The following is a 20,458-nucleotide window of genomic DNA, read 5'->3' on the forward strand; positions in this document are numbered from 1 at the left end:
GGGAGCGCCCCCGTAGGGGGCGCGGGGAACTGCGCGAGAAACCACAACCGGCCCGCAGCCCGCGAACAACAGCCAGGGGCACCCCCTCACCGGAAGCGAAGCGCCTTCAGCGCCTTGAGGGAGCGGGACATGAACGCGGCGTACGCCTCGTCGCTCATGCCGAACGAGGGCGCCATCGGCAGCACCCGCTGGTGCGCCACCGTCTGCGGCTCGGTGTACTTGAGGATGCCCTCCGAGCCGTGCCGGCGGCCGAGTCCGGAGTCCCCCATGCCGCCCATGGGAGCCTGGGCGCTGCCGTAGGCGGAGGCGTACACCTCGTTGACGTTGACGGTGCCGGTACGCAGCCGGGCGGCGAGGTCGCGGGCCCGGCGTCCGTTGCCGCTCCACACGCTGGAGTTGAGCCCGTAGGAGGTCGCGTTGGCGAGTTCGACGGCCTCTTCCACGTCCGAGAAGCGGTAGACGGAGACGACGGGACCGAAGGTCTCCTCGCCGCACACCGTCATCGCCGGCTCGACGCCCTCCAGCACGGTGGGCTCGTAGAACAGCGGACCGATGTCGGGGCGCGCCCTGCCGCCCGTCAGCACGGTGGCGCCCTTGGCGACGGCGTCCTCGACGTGCTGCTCGACGGTCTCCAGCTGCCGCTCGGAGACAAGGGAGCCCATATCGGCGCCGTACGCCAGCGACGCGCCCAGCCGCATGGCCCGGGTGCGGGCCACGAAGCGCTCCAGGAAGGCGTCGGCGACCGACTCGTGGACGTACAGCCGCTCGATGGAGATGCACAGCTGCCCGGCGGAGGAGAAGGCACCGCGCACCGCGCCCGCCGCGGCCTTGTCGAGGTCGGCGTCCTCCAGGACGAGCATCGCGTTCTTGCCGCCCAGCTCCAGGGAGCAGCCCACCAGGCGCGCCGCGGCCCGCCGGGCGACCTCCCGCCCGGTGCGGGTGGAGCCGGTGAAGGAGACGTAGTCGCCGCGGTCGGCGACCTCGGGGCCGACCACCGGGCCCTCACCGAGGACGACCTGCCACACATCGGCGGGCAGCCCCGCCTCCACGAGCAGGTCACGGGCCCACAGCGCGGTCAGCGCGGTCTGGGTGTCGGGCTTCATCACGACGGCGTTGCCCGCGACGAAGGCGGGCAGCGCGTCGCCGACCGACAGCTCGAAGGGGTAGTTCCAGGGCGCTATCTGTCCGACGACGCCGCGCGGGTGGCGCAGTTCGGTGACCTTGGTCAGCGTGGGTATCGCGCCGGTGTGCCGCTTGGGGCGCAGATACGAGGCGGCCTTGCGCCCGTAGTGCCGGGCGGCGACGGCGACCGCCTGCACCTCCTCGTGCGCATGCAACCGCGCCTTGCCGGTCTCCAGCTGGATGAGGTCCAGCACCTCCGACTGGCGGGCCAGCACAAGGTCGTGGAAGCGCAGCAGCACCGCGGCACGCTGCCGCACCGGGGTGGCGGCCCAATCACGCTGCGCCGCGCGGGCCTTCTCGAAGGCGGTGGCCACATCCTCAGGAGTGGACTCGGGCAGCTCGGCAAGCACCTCCCCGGTGAACGGGGAGGTGCTGCTGGTCTTGCCGCTGCCCACCACGCCCCGACTCAGCGCGGCGACGAGGGCGGGGGTGACCACGTCGGCCGCCGTCCTGGCACGCTCGACGGCGGGGGCGACCGGATTGCTGCTGTCCTTCGGGTCCGTCATGCGAGTGAGCGTACGACCGCGGACGCGGGCTCGTATACCCAGCGGTAACCGCTTTTCACGGAATCTGCCAGTGATTACTGGCAGAACGCTCCGGGAAGCGCCGGTCTACAGATCGTTGATCTTGAGGGACTTCTTCGCCTCCTGGTACACGGCCTCGCCGTCCTTGCGGGACTTGCCCGCTGCGGGCATGTCCGCGTACAGCCGCCAGCGCTCGCCGTCCTCGTTGACGAAGACCAGCTCGTGCCGGAACTTCTTGGGCTCCTCCGGCTCCCCGGCATCGGCCTCGGGCCGGTAGGTGGTGGAGACCTCGGCCGCATCCTTGCCCTGCTGCTTCGCCTCGGTGACCCGGGAGACGACCTCCGCCATCGTGGGGACGTAGGACTCCTCGGCCCCGTCCTCGTAGAAGCTCTTCCAGGAGTTGGCCTCGACCAGGGAGTTCTCCTTGACGTCCTGGTTGCTGCGGCTCAGCTTGAGGGAGACGACGTTCCCGGGGTCGGTGTAGGTCACCTCGTCCTCGTTCGCGCTGCGCTTGTAGTCCTCCGGCACTGCGAGGGACGCCCGCACCCGCGCGTCCTCGTTCCGCGTCTTGTAGCCCTCCGGTGCCTGGTCGGCGGTGTAGACGAAGAACAGCGCCGGCGCCACGGCGATCGCGACCACCACTCCGCCCGTGCCGAACTGCCACCCGCGGCTGGTCCGCAGCTTGCCGCCGAACCCGCGCAGCACGCGGACGAGGGCGTTGCCGCCGTCCGGGCCCGGCACCGACCGGGGGGACTGCTGCGGCGGGCGGGCCACTTCGGCGAGGGTCTGCCGGATCTCCGCCGCGTCGGGACGCAGCCCGGGCTCCTTGCTCAGCAGCCGGGTGAGCAGCATCCCGAAAGCGCCGGAGCCGCTCAACGCGCGTGCCGGCCGCTGCGGTTCGGAAGAGAGCACCGCCTGCAGGGTGGCGGGGCTGTTGGAGCGGCGGAACGGCGAGACCCCCTCGACCGCCGCGTACAGCACAACTCCCAGCGACCACAGGTCCGACTCCGGGCCCGGCCGCTGTCCCAGCACCCGCTCCGGCGCCACGAACTCCGGGGAGCCGACGAACGCGCCGGTCTCCGTGAGCCCCTGCTCGCCCTGGACCTTGGCGATCCCGAAGTCGGTGAGCACGACCCTGTCGTAACGGCCCAGCAGCACGTTGTCCGGCTTCACATCGCGGTGCAGCACGCCCTTCTCGTGCGCGGCGTCCAGCGCCCCCGCGACGGCGAGCCCGATCCGGGCGGCCTCGCGGACGTCGATGGTGCCCTCGTCGAGCACATCGGCCAGCGAACGCCCCTGGACCAGTTCCATGACGATCCACGGCTGCTCGTCCTCCACCACCACGTCGTGGATGGTGACGACGGAGGGGTGGTCGATCTGCGCTGCGGTACGCGCCTCACGCCGCATCCGCGTGTACATCGTCTCGCGCTCGCGCGCGGAGAGATGGCCGGGCAGCCGCGGCTCCTTGACGGCCACGTCCCGGTCCACCACCTCGTCGTGCGCCCGCCACACGGTGCCCATACCGCCGTGCCCCAGCCGGCCCGTGAGGCGGTACCGGCCGCCGATCAGACGTCCGGCGCCCGGGTCGCCACCGGCCGCGCCCGACGGGGACGCCGCGACCTCGGTGGGCTCGTACGAACGGGGAGCGGGGGCCTGCGGTTCGGGCGGGCCGGGCTGTCGTGGTGGCTGCAACCCGTAGCTGGTCGACTCGTCCAACCGGTCCCCCTCGTTCATCATGCGCCCACCTTTACCCGCCGGGCAGCGCGGTCGCCAGCAGGTTCATACAGCTGTGACGTCAGGGCGCACGGGTGACGCGGTAGGTGTCGGCGACCGCCTCGAAGTGCCGGTCGATGTCCGCCTTCTGGCTCTTGGAGCCGAGCACGAGCAGCACGTGATAGCGACCGCCCAGGATCATCGCCCGGTTACGCGCGTACACCTGACGGCCGCCGTCCTCACGCCAGCTGAAGGTGCCCTCGGCCATCGCCGTGTCCCCCACGTCGATACGCCGCAGCCCGCCGGTGCTCGCCCAGTCGGAGGCACGGTAGGCGGACAGCTCCGGCTCGTCCTCGCTCTGGTAGGCCATCGGGTCCTTGCCGAACTTGCCGGTGCTGTCCCGCCCGTTGACGACGACCATCTCGACCTCGCCGCCGTTATAGCGCACCTGGCCGCGCCCGTTGGCGGAGCGGCGGTCCCAGCCCTTCGGCACAGCGATCCGGAACCCGGCGGGATCGTGGCTGATCCGGTAGCCCTTGGGGGCCTTCACGGACTCGTCGCCGCGGCCGTTGCCGTCGCCCTCGTCGCCGGGCTTGCTGTCGTTCTTGTCGGCAGGCTTGTCGTCGCCGGACTTGCCGTCATCCGTCGGCTCCGGCGCCGGTTCGGACTTCTGCTCCTCGGGCACCACCACCGAGCCCTTCTGGGCGCCTTTCCCTCCCCCGTTGTCCGGCAGGAACAACGCGACGAACGCCACCGCAGCCGCCATGCCGAGCAGTATCAGCGCCAGAACCAGCAGCCCCAGCCGCCGCGGGCCGCCGCGCTTCGGGCCACGGTGCCGCTGCACCGGCTCCGCGACCGGCTCGGCCTGCGGCTGCTCCCGCTGGCGGCGCGGGGGATGGTCGGCCGCCGCCGCCCGTCTGGCCCGTCGGCGCCTGCGCACCAGTTCGCCGCGCCGCCGGACGATCGGCAGCCGGCGGGGGTCGGCCGGGCCACCGGGTTCCAGGGTGAGCGGCGCCGTGACCGTATGCAGCCCGACGTCCGGCTCCGGCGCCGAGCGGATGATCGACCGCAGCCAGCCCCGCAGCTCCTCGAAGTCCGGCCGCTCGGTGGGGTCCTGCCGCATCAGCGACTCCACCACCGGGCGCAGCGGCCCGCAGTCCTCCGCGAACGCGGGCGGCTCCGCGCACACCATCTGCACCAACTCGGCCGCGCTGTCCTCGGGATAGGGGGCGTGACCCTGCACAGCGCGGAAGAGCAGCACGCCCAGCGCCCACAGATCGACGGCCGGGCCCACGGGCGGGGCCAGCCGCCAGTTGTCGTACACGGGCCCCGCCTGCTCCGGTGCCCAGCGCTCGGTGACCGGTCCGACGACCGTCATCCGGGCGTGCCGTGCCCGCTCCGCCGCTAGCGCCGTCGCCGGTCCGCGGTAGCGGCCCGCGGAAACATCCGCACCGCCCCAGGGCACGCCGTCCTCCGGACCGGACGCCTCCCACTCGGCGGACGCCTCCCGCTCGGCGGACGCTTCGGTGCCGGTGCCGGTGCCGGTGCCGGTCCCCGGGCCGTACGCAGTGGTGGGCTGCCCCGCGGGCTGCTCGTCGCGGTGAGGCTCGCCGTGGTCGGTCGTCCAGGGAGCGGGGGCGCTGTGGTCACCGGGGGACCGGGCGCCGGGCAACGCCGGGGGCCCGTCGGCGGTTCCGGGTCTGTGTCCGCCGGCCGTGTCAGTGCCGCGTTCCGCGCCGGGCCGGCCGTACGGCGGGGGCGTGCCGTAGGGGCCCGCCGCGTTCGGGCCGTAGATCTCGTCACGCTCGACCTCGCGCACACTGCCGTCGGTCAGCGTGCCGGGCAGCACCTCGTCCTCGTCGGACGGCAGCCAGCGCACATCGTCGTCGAGGGCGTGCGTGGGACCGGCGCCGCCTTCCTCCTCGGCGTCCTGCCCCGCCGGACCGCCGCCCGGTGCGGTGGCCCACCAGTCGGCCGCGGGCGGACGCCGGGCACCCTCGTCCCCGTCCTGGGGGCGCCGCCCGGCGTCCCGGGCGTCAGCGGCGGCGCGCTGGGCGCCCTCGCGGTACGCGGCGATCGCGCCACGCCGCGCGGCCCGTGCGGAGAGGTCGTCGGTCGGGCCCTCGCGGCCGGGGAGGCCCTGCCCGCGGGGTCCGCGTACGTCCTCCTCCGGCTCGATGCCCTCGAAGCCGAAGATGCCCCTGCGGCGCTCCTCCCCGCCGTACGGGCGGGGCCCGAGGCCGTCCCCCTCGCCGCGTCGCGCCTCGTACGAGCCGCTGTCGCGCGGGGTGAAGCCCTCGGGCAGCCGGTGACCGGTCCAGGTCGCGGGTGCCGGTCCGCCGCGCCCCGGCCGGTGCGGCGCGTCCGGATGCGCGGGATCGCCGACGCCCTCGGCCTCCCGACGGGACCGGGGGGCGAGGCCGGCTGCGGAACCGGCCGCCTGTCCCGGCCCGGCGGCGGTCTCGGGGCCGTCCGGCAGCGGCGGGGGCAGCGGGTCATAGCCGCACAGCGCCTCCTCGGCGGCCCCCACCGCGAGGCCGGTCAGCAGCGCCCGCCCGTCCTCGCAGATGAGTACGGTTCGGGCGGTCACATTGCGGTGCACCCAGCCGTGCGCATGCACGATGCGCAGGGCGGCGAGCAGATCGGCGGCGATCTCGGCGGCGCGGTGTGCGCCCAGCGGCCGGTCGGCCAGCAGTGCGGCGAGGGGCCTGGCCGGCACCGACTCGCTCACTATCCACAGCCCGTCGTCCTCGACGAAGACGTCGAAGACCTGGTCGAGCCGCGGATGGTCGGGCAGCTGTGCCGCGGCGACGGCAGCCTCCATGGCCCTGCGCACCGCGGGGTCCGCCGGGTGCCGGGTCGGCTGCCCGCCTTGCCCGCGCGGGCCGCCGTCCGGAGCCCGGCCGGGAGTGCCGTAGCCGTCGTCGACCATCTCTGCCTCGACGACCTCGGGCAACGGCACCTGGCGGACGAGGACTTCCTGTCCGCTGGCGGTGTCCCAGGCCAGGGACTCGGCGAGTTCGTCCGCGTCGTCAGGCGGCAGGGGCAGGCGGTAGCGACCGGCCAGCAGCCGACCCACGTATCCCGCGTTCTCCTCCACGACGCCCTCCCCACCGCGCACGAGACCGCCAATTCCGTTCTGTTTCTGTCTTCTTGCGGATAGCTACGATCCGCGTCCTTCACGATACGTCCGGGAACCGCCCGCGTCACCGCGCGGCGGCTGCCGCGGTGGCCCGTGCCGGGGCGCGCCGCATCGTCGCGGTGGAAAAGCGGTGGAAAAGAGGGGGCGAGACCGGCGCCGGGGCTGGGAGGCGCTACGAGCGGTCAGGCGTGCGGCTTGAACGACTTGAACGCGGCCTTCCGGAGCGTCGCACACGGCTTGTCCTGCCAGCCGTCGGCCCTGCAGGTGATGAGGATGGCGTAACCGTTCTTGCCGTCGACCTTGAAGCCACGGTTGAGGGCGTGGACCTTCTTGCCGTTCTCCTTGCGGAGGAACTGCCAGTCGGCGACGGTCGGATAGCCGCGCCACCCGACCTTCTTGACGCCGAGCGACTTGTAGCCGGGGCTGGAGCCCTTGACCGCGGGCTCCAGCTTGCGCCAGGCGGCGACAGCGTCGGCGCCTGGACTGCTGGTGTGGTCGATCTGGATCCGCGGGTAACCGCCACCGGGCGGGGCGTACTTGCGGCCCGAGTTCTGGCCCGCTATCCCGGCAGGCTTCCAGTTGTCCGGCAGGGCGACGGAGAAGTGGAACCGGCCGTCCTTGACCGTGGTGTAGCCGTCGGGCAGCGCGGGGTCGTCCTTGCCTTCGTCCGGCTTCCCGCCGTCGTCCGCCTTGTCGTTCTGTTCGCCCTCGGGCTTGTCGTCGGACTGCCCTGCCGTACCGGCGACGGCCTGCTCGGCTTCTCTGGTGCCGCCCCCGCCGTTCGACTCGCTGGTGTCGGCGGAGCCGCCCTTGGACGCGTTGTTGTCCCCGCCGCCCGCGGCGTTCACCGCGATCAGCACGATGACGAGGATGACGACGGCCAGGGCCGCCGCCGCGATGGCCAGCGTGCGGCGCGAGACGCCCTTCCGCAGCTCGGGCAGCTCCCGCAGGTCGCGCAGCGAGGTGATCGCATCGCTGCCGCCACTCTCGGGGGGCAGCGCCCTGCCGCCGCTTCCGGCGCCCGCCAGCGGAGCGCCGCCGGGGCCGCCGTTGCCGGAGCCCGAGCCGGGCGCCGCCTCGGCCCTGTCGGATCCACCGGCTCCCTGCCGACCGCCGCCGGCGGAACCCGCGCCGCTGCCGGCCGCTGCCGCGCCCGTCGTACGAGCGCTCTGGCCGCCGCCGTGCTTGGCCCCGCCGTCGCTCTTCCTGCCCGAGTGCCGGCCCGGCGAAGAGACGGGCGGCGTCGAGGGGCGCGGCGGACCGGGGGGCGCCGAGGGCGGCGGGCCCGCAGGTGCCGTCGGCGTGGCCGAGGAGCGCGCAGCGGAGGGGGTTGCGCCGCCGGCGGAGTTGCCGCCGTGCTTGGGCCCCGAGCGCGTACCGCCGGACGCCGCGCCGCCGGAGCCGGTGCCCTGCGTCGGGGAGGAGGACCGGGAGCCGGAGCCGGTGCCCGTACGGCCCGGGGAACCGGCCGTGCCCGCACCTGCCGAACCGGCGCCGGCGCCGCCCGCCGCATTGCGGACGGACTTGAAAGCGCCGCGCAGCCGCTCGCCCGAACTGCTGCCCTCCGAGCGCCGCTTGCGCCTGCCACCGGTCGTACCGGCGCTGTAGGCGGGGCCGCCGCTCTTGCCGGACGAGGGGGCCGAGGGTGCCGAGGGAGACGAGGAAGCGGACGCGGAGGGCCCGTCCGGTACCGGCGGCAGTATCGACGTACGTTCCGCGGGGCCGTCCACGGGACCCGATGCCGACGGGCTCTTGTGGCCGGAGGCGACCGGCTCCAGCAGCAGCCGTGCGCCGTTCACATCGAGCCGCTTCTCCGGGTCCTTGACCAGCAGTCCGGAGATGACCTCGCGCAGCTCGCCCGCGTGCTCGGGGTAGGGGACGGGCTCGGTCATCACGGCCGTCAGCGTCGAGATGGCGGAGCCCTTGTCGTACGGCGGGCGGCCCTCGACGGCGGCGAACAGCAGGCCGCCCAGCGACCACAGGTCGGCCGGCGGGCCCGGGGGCTTGCCGCGCGCCCGCTCGGGCGAGATGTAGGAGGGCGCACCGACGAGCATGCCGGTGGAGGTGACGGAGGGGTCGCCCTCGACCTTGGCGATGCCGAAGTCGGTGAGGACCACGCGGCCTGTGCCGTCCTCCAACAGCACGTTGGAGGGCTTCACATCGCGGTGCAGAATGCCTTCGCGGTGGGCGGCACGGAGCACGTCGAGGATGGCGAGGCCGACCTCGGCCGCGCGCTGCGGATCCAGCGGGCCGTCGGTCTTGATCTTGTCGGCGAGGGAGCGGCCCTCGACCAGCTCCATCACGATCCAGGGCCGGCTGTCCTCGTTGACGACATCGAAGACGGTGATGGCGCTGCCGCTGCGGATCCTCGCGATGGCCTTGGCCTCACGCAGGGTGCGGGTGATGAGCCGCTGCTTCTCCTCCTCGTCGACGCTGGAGGGGAACCGAAGCTCCTTCACCGCGACACGGCGGCCCAGGACTTCGTCCTCGCCGCGCCAGACGGTGCCCATACCGCCACGCCCGAGGACTCCCCCGAGCCGATAGCGCCCACCTACCAGCCGTCCCGCGTCCTCGCTCATGAATCCCCTTGTGTCCCCTCTGCGTGAGAGCCCGCCCCCGGCAGAGCCTTATTGTGAACCATTGCTCCGACAAGACGTGTACGGGGGCGGCACAGTTACACCACAGCCCCACCACTTCTCACCCGGGTTCACACCCCCAACAGACCTTGCGGAGAGGACCAGTCCAACGGGGGACCCGCGGCGGGGTCCCCCGGACTGCCCGGGCTCCACCAGTGTGTGCCACAGATGTGCTGCTACACCGGCACGATGTCGGGAGCCCCCAGCCGTGCGGCGTCCGCCGTCTGGTCGTCGGGCTGCAGCTGGGACTCCCGTTCGGCCTCGACGCGCTTCTCGTAGTGCTCGACCTCCCTGTCCACCTGGTCCGAGTCCCAGCCCAGCACCGGCGCCATCAGCTCGGCACACTCACGGGCGCTCCGTGCGCCCCGGTCGAAGGTCTCGATGGAGATCCGTGTACGGCGCGTCAGGACGTCGTCCAGATGGCGGGCGCCCTCGTGCGTGCAGGCGTAGACGATCTCCGCCTTCAGATAGTCGTCGGCCGCGGGCAGCGGCTCGCCCAGTTCGGGGTCCTTCTCGACCAGATCGAGCACTTCTTCGGTCATCGAGCCGTAGCGGCCCAGCAGATGCTCCACCCGCGCCACATGCAGCCCGGCCCGCTGGGCGAGACGCGCACGCCCGTTCCACAGCGCGTGGTAGCCCTCGGCGCCCGCCAGCCGCACCTGTTCGGTGACGCAGTCGGCAACCCGGTGGTCGAGCGCGTGCACCGCCTCGTCCACCGCGTCCTTGGCCATCACCCGGTACGTCGTGTACTTGCCGCCCGCGATGACGACGAGGCCCGGCACCGGGTGGGCGACGGTGTGCTCGCGGGACAGTTTGCTCGTCGCCTCCGACTCGCCCGCCAGCAGCGGGCGGAGCCCCGCGTAGACGCCCTCCACGTCGTCGCGGGTCAGCGGAACGGCCAGCACCGAGTTGACGTGGTCGAGCAGATAGTCGATGTCGGCGCTGGAGGCGGCCGGATGGGCCTTGTGCAGGTCCCAGTCGGTGTCCGTGGTGCCGATGATCCAGTGCCGCCCCCACGGGATGACGAACAGCACGCTCTTCTCCGTGCGGAGGATGAGCCCCGTCGTGGAGTTGATGCGGTCCTTCGGCACGACCAGGTGGATGCCCTTGGAGGCGCGGACGTGGAACTGACCGCGCTCGGCGATCAGCCCCTGGGTGTCGTCCGTCCACACCCCGGTCGCGTTGACGACCTGACGGGCCCGCACCTCGAACTCCCCGCCCTGCTCCAGGTCCTCGATACGCGCCCCGACAACCCGCTCACCCTCCCGGAGGAAGCCGACGACCCGCGCACGGTTGGCGGCGAACGCACCGTACTCCGCCGCCGTGCGCACCAGCGTGGCGACGAACCGCGCGTCGTCCACCTGCGCGTCGTAGTACTGCAACGCACCCACCAGCGCTTCCTTCTTCAACGCGGGAGCCACCTGAAGCGCGTGACGGCGGGACAGGTGACGGTGCCTCGGCAGTCCGCGGCCGTGCCCGGAGGAGACGGACATCGCGTCGTACATCGCCACGCCCGCGCCCGCGTACAGCCGCTCCCAGGCGCGGTGCTGCAACGGATAGAGGAACGGCACCGGCTTGACCAGGTGCGGCGCCAGCCGCTCCAGCAGCAGTCCGCGTTCCTTGAGTGCTTCGCGCACCAGTGCGAAATCCAGCATCTCCAGATAGCGCAGTCCGCCATGGATGAGCTTGCTGGAACGACTGGAGGTGCCCGAGGCCCAGTCGCGCGCCTCGACGATACCGGTGGACAGACCGCGGGTGACCGCGTCCAGCGCCGTGCCCGCGCCGACGATGCCGCCGCCGACCACCAGCACGTCCAGTTCGGTCTCGGCCATCCTCGCCAGCGCCTCCGCGCGCTGTTCCGGTCCCAGTGCCGCTGTCCTCACTGCTGCCTCCCAAGCTCCTCGACTGGTGCTCGACTGGTGCTCGACTGGTGCTCGTCGTCGGGTTGTCGTCAGTTCTCGGACACCGCCCCCGTGTGGTCCCCCTGACGATGGTCCCCCATTCCCGCGACTTTGGCCGAGCGTCGGCCCTGCTGAGCGCGCAATCCGACTTGTCTGTCATATGGGCTCTTAACCTTAATGCGCGCCGCTCGCCACTCCCGGTGCTGCCCGGGGACGGAACCGGGACGATAAGGGGAAGGGAAGACCGCTGTCATGCCCGCAGATCTCGCCGTGCTGGGACTCGCCCATTCGGGGCTGCCGCTCGCCCAGGCAGCCACGGCGAACGGAATCAGCACCATCGGGTACGACCCCGACCATGCGACCGTCGCCGAGATCGGAGCGGGCCGCCCGTCGGGGGACGCGCCGCTGACCGCCGCCGAGGTACGACGGATGCTCGCCAAGGGGTTCCGCGCCAGCAGCGACCCCGCCGTCCTCGGCCGCGTCCGTACGGCCGTGATCTGCGCGCCCACCTCGCTCGGCCCCAGCAGGGCGCCCGACATGAGCGCGGTCCGCTCGGCGGCCCGCACCCTGGCCGCACGGCTGCGACCGCGCACCATCGTCATCGTCGAGTCGAGCGTCTACCCCGGCTGCACGGAGGACGTCGTACGGCCGCTGCTGGAGGAGGGCTCCGGGCTGCGCGCCGGGCGCGATTTCCATCTCGCCTACTCACCCACCCGGGTCGACCCGGGCAACCGCAGCCACGACTACGCCACCATCCCCAAGGTCATCGGCGGCCTCACCCCCGCCTGCACAGAGGCGGCCGCGGCGTTCTACGGGCGGCTCACCAAGGTCGTCCGGGCCCGCGGGCCGCGCGAGGCCGAGACCACCAAGCTGCTGGAGACCAACTACCGGCACATCAACATCGCCCTCATGAACGAGATGGCCGTCTTCTGCCACGATCTCGGCATCGACCTGTGGGACGTCGTACGGTGCGCGGAGACCAAGCCCTTCGGCTTCCAGTCCTTCCGCCCCGGCCCCGGCGTCGGCGGCCCCGGTATCCCCGTGGACCCCAACTACCTCTCGTACCACAGCCGTTCGCTGGGCTATCCGCTCCGGATGGTGGAGCTCGCGCAGGAGGTCAACGAGCGCATGCCGCGCTATGTCTCACAGCGCGCGGCTGTGCTGCTCAATGAACACGGCAAGTCCGCACGCGGGGCCCGCATTCTGCTGCTGGGGGTCACCTACAAGCCCGACCTCGCCAGTCAGGAGGGGGCACCGGCCCGCGAAGTCGCCGGCCGCCTCAAGGAACTGGGCGCCCAGCTGAGCTACCACGACCCGTACGTCCCCCAGTGGCGCGTCGCGGGCCAGCCCGTCCCCCGCGCCGACGCGCTCTACGAAGCCGCCGCCGACGCGGACCTCACGCTGCTGCTGCAGAACCATCGGGTGTACGACCTTCAAGGGCTCGCCGCCAAGGCCCAGTTGCTGCTGGACACCCGCGGCGCCAGCCCCACCGGCGCCGCCCACCGGCTGTAAGGGGCCGCCCGGGGTGGCTCAGCGGGAGCGCGCGACAGTCACCTCGACACGCTGGAACTCCTTCAGCTCGGAGTACCCCGTCGTCGCCATCGCCCTCCGCAACGCGCCGAAGATGTTCATCGACCCGTCGGGGGTGTGGGAGGGCCCGAGCAGGACCTCCTCCATGGTGCCGACCGCACCGAGGTCGACCCGGCGGCCACGCGGCACATCGGCGTGCACGGCCTCCATGCCCCAGTGGTGCCCCTTGCCCGGCGCATCGGTGGCCCGGGCCAGCGGCGAGCCCATCATCACGGCGTCGGCGCCGCAGGCAATGGCCTTGGGCAGGTCCCCGGACCAGCCCACGCCACCGTCCGCGATGACGTGGACGTAACGACCGCCGGACTCGTCCATGTAGTCCCGCCGGGCAGCGGCGACATCGGCGACGGCGGTCGCCATCGGCACCTGGATACCGAGCACGTTCCGCGTCGTATGCGCGGCACCTCCGCCGAATCCGACCAGCACCCCGGCCGCACCGGTACGCATCAGATGCAGCGCGGCGGTGTACGTGGCGCAGCCGCCGACGATGACCGGCACATCCAGCTCGTAGATGAACTGCTTCAGATTCAGCGGCTCGGCCGCGCCGGACACGTGCTCGGCCGACACCGTCGTCCCGCGGATCACGAACAGATCCACGCCCGCGTCCACCACGGCCTTGGAGAACTGCGCCGTACGCTGCGGCGACAGCGCGGCGGCCGTCACCACGCCCGAGTCACGGACCTCCTTGATCCGCTGCCCGATCAGTTCTTCCTTGATCGGCTCGTCGTAGATCTCCTGCATCCGGCGGTTGGCCGTGGCCTCGTCGAGCTCGGCGATCTCCGCCAGCAGCGGCTCCGGGTCCTCGTACCGGGTCCACAGTCCCTCCAGGTTGAGGACGCCGAGGCCACCGAGCTCACCGATCCGGATGGCGGTGCGCGGCGAGACGACCGAGTCCATGGGGGCGGCGAGGAACGGCAGCTCGAAGCGGTAGGCGTCGATCTGCCACGCGATCGAGACCTCCTTCGGGTCACGGGTGCGCCTGCTGGGCACCACGGCGATGTCGTCGAAGGCGTACGCCTTCCGCCCGCGCTTGCCGCGCCCGATCTCGATCTCAGTCACGTCCACTGCCTCTCACTCTGATGTGCCGCGACCCAGTATCACCGACACAGCGCCGTCCTCCCCGCGAGGGTCAGCGCCTCGAATAGTTCGGGGCCTCGGTCGTCATCTGCACATCGTGCGGGTGGCTTTCCTTGAGCCCCGCCGCGGTGATGCGGACGAACCGGCCGCGGGCTTTCAGCTCGGGGACGGTACGGCCGCCGACGTAGAACATCGACTGCCGCAGGCCGCCGACGAGCTGGTGCACGACGGCGGAGAGCGGACCGCGGTAGGCGACCTGCCCCTCGACGCCCTCGGGGATCAGCTTGTCGTCACCGCTGATGCTCTCCTGGAAGTAGCGGTCCTTGGAGTAGGACCTGGCATCGCCGCGGGTCTGCATCGCGCCGAGCGAGCCCATGCCGCGGTAGGACTTGAACTGCTTGCCGTTGATGAACAGCAGCTCGCCCGGCGACTCCTCGCAGCCCGCCAGCAGGCTGCCCAGCATCACCGTGTCGGCGCCTGCCACCAGGGCCTTGGCGATGTCGCCGCTGTACTGGAGGCCGCCGTCGCCGATGACGGGGACGCCCGCCTCCTGCGCGGCCAGCGACGCCTCGTAGATGGCGGTGACCTGCGGGACGCCGATGCCGGCGACGACGCGGGTGGTGCAGATGGAGCCCGGCCCCACGCCGACCTTCACACCGTCGACACCGGCGTCGATCAGCGCCTTGGCGCCGTCGCGGGTGGCGACGTTGCCGCCGACGACGTCGACGCCCGGGTGATTCGACTTGATCTTGGCGACCATGTCGCCGACCAGCCGCGAGTGGCCGTGCGCCGTGTCGACGACGATGAAGTCGACGCCCGCCTCGATCAGTGCCTGCGCCCGCTCGTACGCATCACCCGCCACACCGACGGCGGCGCCGACGACCAGCCGGCCCTCGGCGTCCTTGGAAGCGTTGGGGTACTGCTCGGCCTTGACGAAGTCCTTGACGGTGATGAGGCCCTTGAGCGTGCCGACACCGTCCACCAGCGGCAGCTTCTCGATCTTGTGACGGCGCAGCAGCTCCATCGCCGCGTCGCGTGAGATGCCGACCTCGCCGGTGACCAGCGGCATCGGCGTCATGACATCCCGCACCTGACGGCTGCGGTCCAGCTCGAAAGCCATGTCGCGGTTGGTGACGATGCCGAGCAGCTTGCCCGCGGGGTCGGTGACCGGGACGCCGCTGATCCGGAACCGGCCGCACAGCGCGTCGGCCTCCTGGAGCGTGGCGTCCGGGCGGATGGTGATGGGATCGGTGACCATGCCGGACTCGGACCGCTTGACCTGGTCGACCTGGTTGGCCTGGTCCTCGACGGACAGATTGCGGTGCAGCACACCCACGCCGCCCTGCCGGGCCATGGCGATGGCCATGCGCCCTTCGGTGACCTTGTCCATGGCGGCGGACAGCAGCGGCACATTGACGCGTACGTTGCGCGAGACGTACGACGCGGTGTCGATGTCCTGCGGGGCCATCTCCGACTCGCCTGGCAGGAGCAGTACGTCGTCGTATGTCAGGCCCAGAGTGGCGAATTTTGCGGGCACTCCGTCGACGTTCTCAGTCATGACACCTTTCCCATGCGGTCCACCCCGACTCACGCGGGGAACCACTGCTTGCCCCGGCCGGATGTCCATGCTATCGGCCCGGAGAGGGTGACCGGACCGCCTGTGGACAACCCCCACGGGCAGACCCGGCGCCGGAAAACTACTGCTCGGCCAGCGCCCGCAGTCTGCTGAGCGCCCGATGCTGGGCAACGCGGACGGCACCGGGTGACATTCCCAGCATCTGTCCGGTCTCCTCGGCCGTCAGCCCCACGGCCACCCGCAGCAGCACCAGCTCGCGCTGGTGTTCGGGCAGATTGGCGAGCAGCTTCTTGGCCCACTCCGCGTCGCTGGACAACAGCGCCCGCTCCTCCGGGCCGAGGGAGTCGTCGGGCCGCTCGGGCATCTCGTCCGAGGGCACGGCGGTCGAGCCGGGCCCTCGCATCGCGGCCCGCTGAAGGTCGGCGACCTTGTGCTGGGCGATGGCGACGACGAACGCCTCGAACGGCTTTCCGGTGTCCCGGTAGCGCGGCAGCGCGCAGAGCACCGCGATGCAGACCTCTTGGGCGAGGTCGTCGACGAAGTGACGCGCGTCACCGGGCAGTCGCGTCAGCCGGGTACGGCAGTAGCGCAGGGCCAGTGGGTGTACATGGGCGAGCAGATCGTGCGTGGCCTGGCGGTCGCCCTCGACCGCGCGTTGGACGAGCTTGCTGACTTTCGCGACCTCGGCCGCGTCCGCGGCCCCGGGCGGCGGCGGCCCGTTCTCCTCGTCGCGCATCGGTCCATGGTGCACCGATGCCGCGCGGTTCGCCGCACCGCGCTCGTAGATGTGAGCCGAAGCGTTATGAGCAGGCGCACTGGCCCTCATGTCCACGCCCTCCCCTCACGCCTCACCGACCGGTCCCCGAGGAACTCCATACAACAAGCATGCGGCACGCGCGAGATTTCCCGGCTGCCGCGGGGGAATCCGCGGGGACCCCGACCCGGGCGAGGGCCGCCGTCCCACCCGTCTGCGACCGGCGCCGGGCGCGGACGAGCGGGCGGACGAGCGGGAATCGTTCGAGGCCGGCGGGGTGTTCTCCGCCGGCCATCGGCCGGGAGGTGTCCCCAGGCCGACGCCCGGCATCTGGTCAGCGGACGAGGCCCCAGCGGAAACCGAGCGCCACCGCGTGCGCGCGGTCCGAGGCGCCGAGCTTCTTGAAGAGCCGCCTGGCGTGCGTCTTGACGGTGTCCTCGGAGAGAAACAACTCACGTCCGATCTCCGCGTTGGAGCGGCCGTGGCTCATGCCTTCCAGTACCTGGATCTCGCGCGCCGTGAGCGTCGGCGCGGCACCCATCTCGGCCGAGCGCAGCCGCCGGGGGGCGAGCCGCCAGGTCGGGTCGGCCAGCGCCTGGGTGACGGTCGCGCGCAGCTCGGCGCGGGACGCGTCCTTGTGCAGATAGCCGCGTGCACCGGCCGCGACCGCCAGTGCCACACCGTCGAGGTCCTCGGCCACGGTCAGCATGATGATGCGGGCGCCGGGGTCGGCGGAGAGCAGCCGGCGTACGGTCTCCACTCCGCCCAGACCGGGCATCCTCACGTCCATCAGGATCAGGTCGGACCTGTCGGCGCCCCAGCGGCGGAGGACTTCCTCGCCGTTGGCCGCCGTCGTCACACGCTCGACGCCGGGCACGGTCGCGACCGCGCGGCGCAGGGCCTCTCGGGCGAGCGGGGAGTCGTCGCATACGAGGACGGATGTCATGGCCGCCCTCCGCTGCTGATGCGCATCACCTTGAGCCTCCAGGCTGCTTGAGAATCGTCACCTGCACGATTGACGGCCTCGGACGTGCATGCCCCGGCCGGTTCTGAGCCAATCGCTTTCGCTCTCTCAACGACGGTCACCCGAAAGAGTTACGGCTTCCGGCTACCGACATCAGCACTCTACGTGAGCGTCCGTACACAGAGCAGCAACATCCGGGCATTGCAGCAGTCGACGCACCTTCCGCCCGGAAGTGCCCTATTCAGATGCATTTCTCGGGTTTTGCGCAATTGCTGGCTGGATTCGCGAAAGAGTCATATTTACGCACGAGTGATAGGTCACACCCTCCAGCAACACTCAGGAGAGACGCGATGGCAGACTTCTCCCGCCTTCCTGGCCCCAACGCGGATCTGTGGGACTGGCAGCTTCTGGCCGCCTGCCGGGGGGTGGACAGCTCGCTGTTCTTCCACCCCGAGGGGGAACGCGGCGCCGCCCGCAGTGCGCGGGAGGCGTCCGCGAAGGAGGTGTGTATGCGCTGCCCCGTGCGCGCCGAGTGCGCGGCGCACGCCCTCCAGGTGCGCGAGCCCTACGGAGTGTGGGGCGGGCTCACCGAGGACGAGCGCGAGGAGCTGCTGGGACGGGCGCGCAACCGACTGGTGACGACGCACCTCTCCGCCGAGGGCGGTCCCTCTCCCGCGTCTTCCGCCGAGAGCACCACCGAGCCGGCCGGCGAGGCTTAGCCCCGCAAGGCCCCGGCCGGAGCGGTCAGCGGCGTGCTGCCGCCGCCAGCCGGTCCAGCATCCCCGCGACGGCAGGCACCTGCGCCAAGTCGGGCAAGGTGAGGGCAACCACCTCGCGCTGCACCGCCGGGCTCACCCGCACCGCGCGCGTCCCCCGTGGGCGTACGGACTCCACGGCCAGCTCCGGCAGGACCGCGACCCCCAGGCCCGCGCCGACCAGGCCGACCACCGCCGGGTAGTCGTCGGTCGCGAAGTCGATCCGCGGTGTGAACCCCGCCGCCTCGCAGACCTGGACGAGATGTCTGCGGCAGCGCGGGCAGCCCGCGATCCACGGCTCCTCGGCGAGGGTGCCGATGCCCACCTCCTCGGCGTCCGCGAACGGATGCCCCTCGGGCACCAGACCTACCAACCGGTCGGTCAGCAGCGGTCGTACGACCAGGTCCTCCCACTCGGGCGCCACCTCGTAGCGGAACGCCAGGGCGATCTCGCAGTCCCCCGCCCGCAGCATCTCCACCGAGCGCGGCGGCTCGGCCTCCACCAGCGACACCCGGGTGCCGGGGTGATCGGCCCGCATCGCCGCCACGGCCGTCGGCACCAGCGTGGAGCTGCCGCTGGGGAAGGAGACCAGCCGCACCCGGCCTGCGCGCAGCCCGGCCAGCGCCGCGACCTCCTCCTCGGCCGCTGCCAGCCCCGCCAGAATGCCCGTCGCGTGCCGTACCAGCGCCTCGCCCGCCTCCGTCAGCCGCATCTCGCGGCCCGCCCGCACCAGCAGCGGGGTGCCCGCGGCGCCTTCCAGCGCCTTCATCTGCTGGCTGACGGCAGGCTGGGTACAGCCCAGCTCGCGGGCCGCCGCGGAGAACGAACCGGTGCTGGCGACCGCGCGCAGGACGCGCAGATGACGGGCCTCGATCATGGGCCCGAGCATAGGCGAGCATAAGGCTTCCTTGGAGGGACGCCGGGAAAACCGGCTCGCGGCTTGGAGACGTACGCCGATAGCCTCTGGCCATGCAGCTGCTTTCCGTGAACCTCGCCAAGCCCCACCGTTCGGAGCACACCGACGCCGAGGGCCAGTTGACCGGCATCGACAAACAGCCCGTCGAGGGCGCCGTCACCGTCACAGCGCCCGGCCCGCGCGGCACCGGCGGCAGCGGTCTGGCCGGCGACACCATCGGCGACCTGCGCCACCACGGCGGCGAGGAACAGGCCGTCTACGCCTTCACCCGCGAAGAGCTCGACTTCTGGGAGCGCGAGCTGGGCCGGAAGCTGCCCAACGGCGTCTTCGGCGAGAACCTCACCACCCGCGACCTCCCCGTCGACGACGCCCGCATCGGCGAACGCTGGCAGTTCGGCACACCCGGCACCGGGCCGCTGCTGGAGGTCTGCTCCATGCGGATCCCCTGCCGTACGTTCGCGGGCTGGCTGGGCGAACAGGGCTGGATCAAGCAGTTCATGAACCGGCGGATGCCCGGCGCCTATCTACGGGTCATCGAGCCCGGCGAGGTGCGCGCGGGCGACCCCGTCACCATCGTCCACCGCCCCGACCACGAGGTGTCGGTCAGCTTCGTGTTCCGCTCCCTGACCCTGGAGCCCGAACTGCTGCCGCGCATCCTGGCGGCCGGCGAGGCGCTGGATCCGGAGGCGCGGGAGAAGGCGCTGCGGCGGACGCAGAGCTGACGGGGCGCGCTGTCTGACGCGTCGCCACACCCAGGGTGGGCCGCGGCGGTTGCGCGGCGGCCGGGGCCGGAGTGCGTGCCGATAGCGTGGCCGTATGACGACTGCACTCATTACGGGAGCCACCGCCGGTATCGGCGCCGCCTTCGCCCGGCGGCTCGCGAGCCGCGGCTACCATCTCGTGCTCGCCGCGCGGAACACGGACCGGCTCTGGCGCGAGGCGACCGAACTGCACGACCGGCACGGCGTGGAGGCCGACGTCATCACCGCCGACCTGGCGACGGAGAAGGGCATCACCGCTGTCGAGGACCGGCTCCGGGACCGCGAGCACTCCGTCGATCTGCTGGTCAACAACGCGGGGTTCGGCAACAAGGGCCGCTATCTCGAAGTGCCCGTCGCCGACGAGCTGAAGATGCTCAAGGTGCACTGCGAAGCGGTGCTGCGGCTGACGTCCGCCGCCGCAGAGTCCATGTGCGAACGGGGGCGCGGCGGCGTCATCAACGTCGCCTCCGTCGCCGCGTTCTTCCCGCGGGGGACGTACGGCGCCTCCAAGGCGTGGGTCACCCAGTTCACCCAGGGCGCGGCCAAGGACCTCGCCGGTCAGGGCGTGCGGCTGCTGGCGCTGTGCCCGGGATTCGTCCGTACGGAGTTCCATGAGCGGGCCGGGATGGACTCCAAGGATATCCCCAAGTGGATGTGGCTGGATGCCGATCAGGTGGTCGAGACGGCCCTGCGGGACCTGGCGCGAGGGCGCGTGCTGTCCGTGCCGGATCCGCGTTACAAGGCGTTGCTGGGGGCGTCCCGGCTGCTTCCGCGCGGGGTGTTGGCGCGGGCGTCGTCGACGACGGGGCGCAAGTACGGGCCCAAGTAGCCTCGGGCCGCCGCTCGTCCGGCTGTGCGTTGCCGGGTGCCGGTTGTTCGTGGCTGCCGGGCGCCGGTTCTTTGCGGCTGAGCGCGCAGTTCCCCGCGCCCCTTCGGGGCGCCCCCCTCGGGCGCGGGGAGCCGCGCGTCG

General features: G+C 72.1%; 14 protein-coding genes. 4 read left to right on the forward strand and 10 right to left on the reverse strand.

All coding sequences use genetic code 11. The features are described from left to right. Nucleotides 1-86: 86 nt before the first annotated feature. The 5 genes from ACTWP9_RS02085 to ACTWP9_RS02105 form a co-directional block, all read right to left on the reverse strand. On the reverse strand, nt 87-1,688 hold the full coding sequence (locus tag ACTWP9_RS02085; protein ID WP_443244185.1) for a succinic semialdehyde dehydrogenase: 1,602 nt from the start codon (nt 1,686-1,688) through the stop codon (nt 87-89). A gap of 105 nt (nt 1,689-1,793) precedes the next feature. Beyond that, nucleotides 1,794-3,443, reverse strand: coding sequence for a serine/threonine-protein kinase (locus tag ACTWP9_RS02090; RefSeq protein WP_443244186.1), 1,650 nt, complete (start codon nt 3,441-3,443; stop codon nt 1,794-1,796). A 58-nt stretch (nt 3,444-3,501) separates the two neighbouring features. Continuing rightward, on the reverse strand, nt 3,502-6,519 hold the full coding sequence (locus ACTWP9_RS02095) for a protein kinase (protein WP_443244187.1): 3,018 nt from the start codon (nt 6,517-6,519) through the stop codon (nt 3,502-3,504). A gap of 224 nt (nt 6,520-6,743) precedes the next feature. Continuing rightward, nucleotides 6,744-9,140, reverse strand: coding sequence for a serine/threonine-protein kinase (locus tag ACTWP9_RS02100; protein ID WP_443244188.1), 2,397 nt, complete (start codon nt 9,138-9,140; stop codon nt 6,744-6,746). Between the two features lie 233 nt (nt 9,141-9,373). Next, nucleotides 9,374-11,080 (reverse strand): glycerol-3-phosphate dehydrogenase/oxidase, encoded by a 1,707-nt coding sequence (locus tag ACTWP9_RS02105; protein WP_443244189.1) that lies wholly within the window; start codon nt 11,078-11,080, stop codon nt 9,374-9,376. 270 nt (nt 11,081-11,350) lie between these two features. Between ACTWP9_RS02105 and ACTWP9_RS02110 the strand changes: the two genes are divergently transcribed. Then, on the forward strand, nt 11,351-12,610 hold the full coding sequence (locus ACTWP9_RS02110) for a nucleotide sugar dehydrogenase (RefSeq protein ID WP_443244190.1): 1,260 nt from the start codon (nt 11,351-11,353) through the stop codon (nt 12,608-12,610). A gap of 18 nt (nt 12,611-12,628) precedes the next feature. Here the strand turns inward: ACTWP9_RS02110 and ACTWP9_RS02115 are convergent, their stop codons facing one another. The 4 genes from ACTWP9_RS02115 to ACTWP9_RS02130 form a co-directional block, all read right to left on the reverse strand. Continuing rightward, nucleotides 12,629-13,744 carry a GuaB3 family IMP dehydrogenase-related protein gene (locus ACTWP9_RS02115; RefSeq protein WP_443244191.1) on the reverse strand — a complete coding sequence of 372 codons (1,116 nt, stop codon included), beginning with the start codon at nt 13,742-13,744 and terminating at the stop codon, nt 12,629-12,631. A 70-nt stretch (nt 13,745-13,814) separates the two neighbouring features. Beyond that, nucleotides 13,815-15,320, reverse strand: coding sequence for an IMP dehydrogenase (gene guaB, locus ACTWP9_RS02120; RefSeq protein ID WP_443244192.1), 1,506 nt, complete (start codon nt 15,318-15,320; stop codon nt 13,815-13,817). A 139-nt stretch (nt 15,321-15,459) separates the two neighbouring features. After that, a complete protein-coding gene (locus tag ACTWP9_RS02125) occupies nt 15,460-16,074 on the reverse strand; it encodes a sigma-70 family RNA polymerase sigma factor (protein WP_443244193.1) in 615 nt (204 codons plus the stop codon). 352 nt (nt 16,075-16,426) lie between these two features. Continuing rightward, nucleotides 16,427-17,038 carry a response regulator transcription factor gene (locus ACTWP9_RS02130; protein ID WP_003948568.1) on the reverse strand — a complete coding sequence of 204 codons (612 nt, stop codon included), beginning with the start codon at nt 17,036-17,038 and terminating at the stop codon, nt 16,427-16,429. Nucleotides 17,039-17,406: 368 nt separating this feature from the next. On the opposite strand from ACTWP9_RS02130, the gene ACTWP9_RS02135 reads away from it, so the two are divergent. Then, nucleotides 17,407-17,775 (forward strand): WhiB family transcriptional regulator, encoded by a 369-nt coding sequence (locus tag ACTWP9_RS02135; protein WP_443244194.1) that lies wholly within the window; start codon nt 17,407-17,409, stop codon nt 17,773-17,775. A 25-nt stretch (nt 17,776-17,800) separates the two neighbouring features. Here ACTWP9_RS02135 and ACTWP9_RS02140 read toward each other — a convergent pair whose 3' ends face one another. Next, the gene (locus ACTWP9_RS02140) at nt 17,801-18,688 is read right to left on the reverse strand and encodes a LysR family transcriptional regulator (protein WP_443244195.1); all 888 of its coding nucleotides are present in this window, start codon (nt 18,686-18,688) and stop codon (nt 17,801-17,803) included. A gap of 92 nt (nt 18,689-18,780) precedes the next feature. Here ACTWP9_RS02140 and ACTWP9_RS02145 point away from each other — a divergent pair, with 92 nt between their 5' ends. Further along, nucleotides 18,781-19,449 carry an MOSC domain-containing protein gene (locus ACTWP9_RS02145; RefSeq protein WP_443244196.1) on the forward strand — a complete coding sequence of 223 codons (669 nt, stop codon included), beginning with the start codon at nt 18,781-18,783 and terminating at the stop codon, nt 19,447-19,449. A gap of 94 nt (nt 19,450-19,543) precedes the next feature. Then, nucleotides 19,544-20,317 (forward strand): SDR family NAD(P)-dependent oxidoreductase, encoded by a 774-nt coding sequence (locus tag ACTWP9_RS02150; protein WP_443244197.1) that lies wholly within the window; start codon nt 19,544-19,546, stop codon nt 20,315-20,317. Nucleotides 20,318-20,458: the final 141 nt, after the last annotated feature.

Origin of the sequence: Streptomyces sp. 3N207 (assembly GCF_052246355.1) — a bacterium.
In the GTDB taxonomy this organism is placed as follows: domain Bacteria; phylum Actinomycetota; class Actinomycetes; order Streptomycetales; family Streptomycetaceae; genus Streptomyces.

Excerpts from the sequence above, each read along its gene's own strand:
- ACTWP9_RS02085 (WP_443244185.1), bottom strand. The coding sequence starts at position 1,688 with ATGACGGACCCGAAGGACAGCAGCAATCCGGTCGCCCCCGCCGTCGAG.
- ACTWP9_RS02090 (WP_443244186.1), bottom strand. The coding sequence starts at position 3,443 with ATGATGAACGAGGGGGACCGGTTGGACGAGTCGACCAGCTACGGGTTG.
- ACTWP9_RS02100 (WP_443244188.1), bottom strand. The coding sequence starts at position 9,140 with ATGAGCGAGGACGCGGGACGGCTGGTAGGTGGGCGCTATCGGCTCGGG.
- ACTWP9_RS02110 (WP_443244190.1), top strand. The coding sequence starts at position 11,351 with ATGCCCGCAGATCTCGCCGTGCTGGGACTCGCCCATTCGGGGCTGCCG.
- guaB (WP_443244192.1), bottom strand. The coding sequence starts at position 15,320 with ATGACTGAGAACGTCGACGGAGTGCCCGCAAAATTCGCCACTCTGGGC.
- ACTWP9_RS02125 (WP_443244193.1), bottom strand. The coding sequence starts at position 16,074 with ATGCGCGACGAGGAGAACGGGCCGCCGCCGCCCGGGGCCGCGGACGCG.
- ACTWP9_RS02130 (WP_003948568.1), bottom strand. The coding sequence starts at position 17,038 with ATGACATCCGTCCTCGTATGCGACGACTCCCCGCTCGCCCGAGAGGCC.
- ACTWP9_RS02135 (WP_443244194.1), top strand. The coding sequence starts at position 17,407 with ATGGCAGACTTCTCCCGCCTTCCTGGCCCCAACGCGGATCTGTGGGAC.
- ACTWP9_RS02140 (WP_443244195.1), bottom strand. The coding sequence starts at position 18,688 with ATGATCGAGGCCCGTCATCTGCGCGTCCTGCGCGCGGTCGCCAGCACC.
- ACTWP9_RS02145 (WP_443244196.1), top strand. The coding sequence starts at position 18,781 with ATGCAGCTGCTTTCCGTGAACCTCGCCAAGCCCCACCGTTCGGAGCAC.
- ACTWP9_RS02150 (WP_443244197.1), top strand. The coding sequence starts at position 19,544 with ATGACGACTGCACTCATTACGGGAGCCACCGCCGGTATCGGCGCCGCC.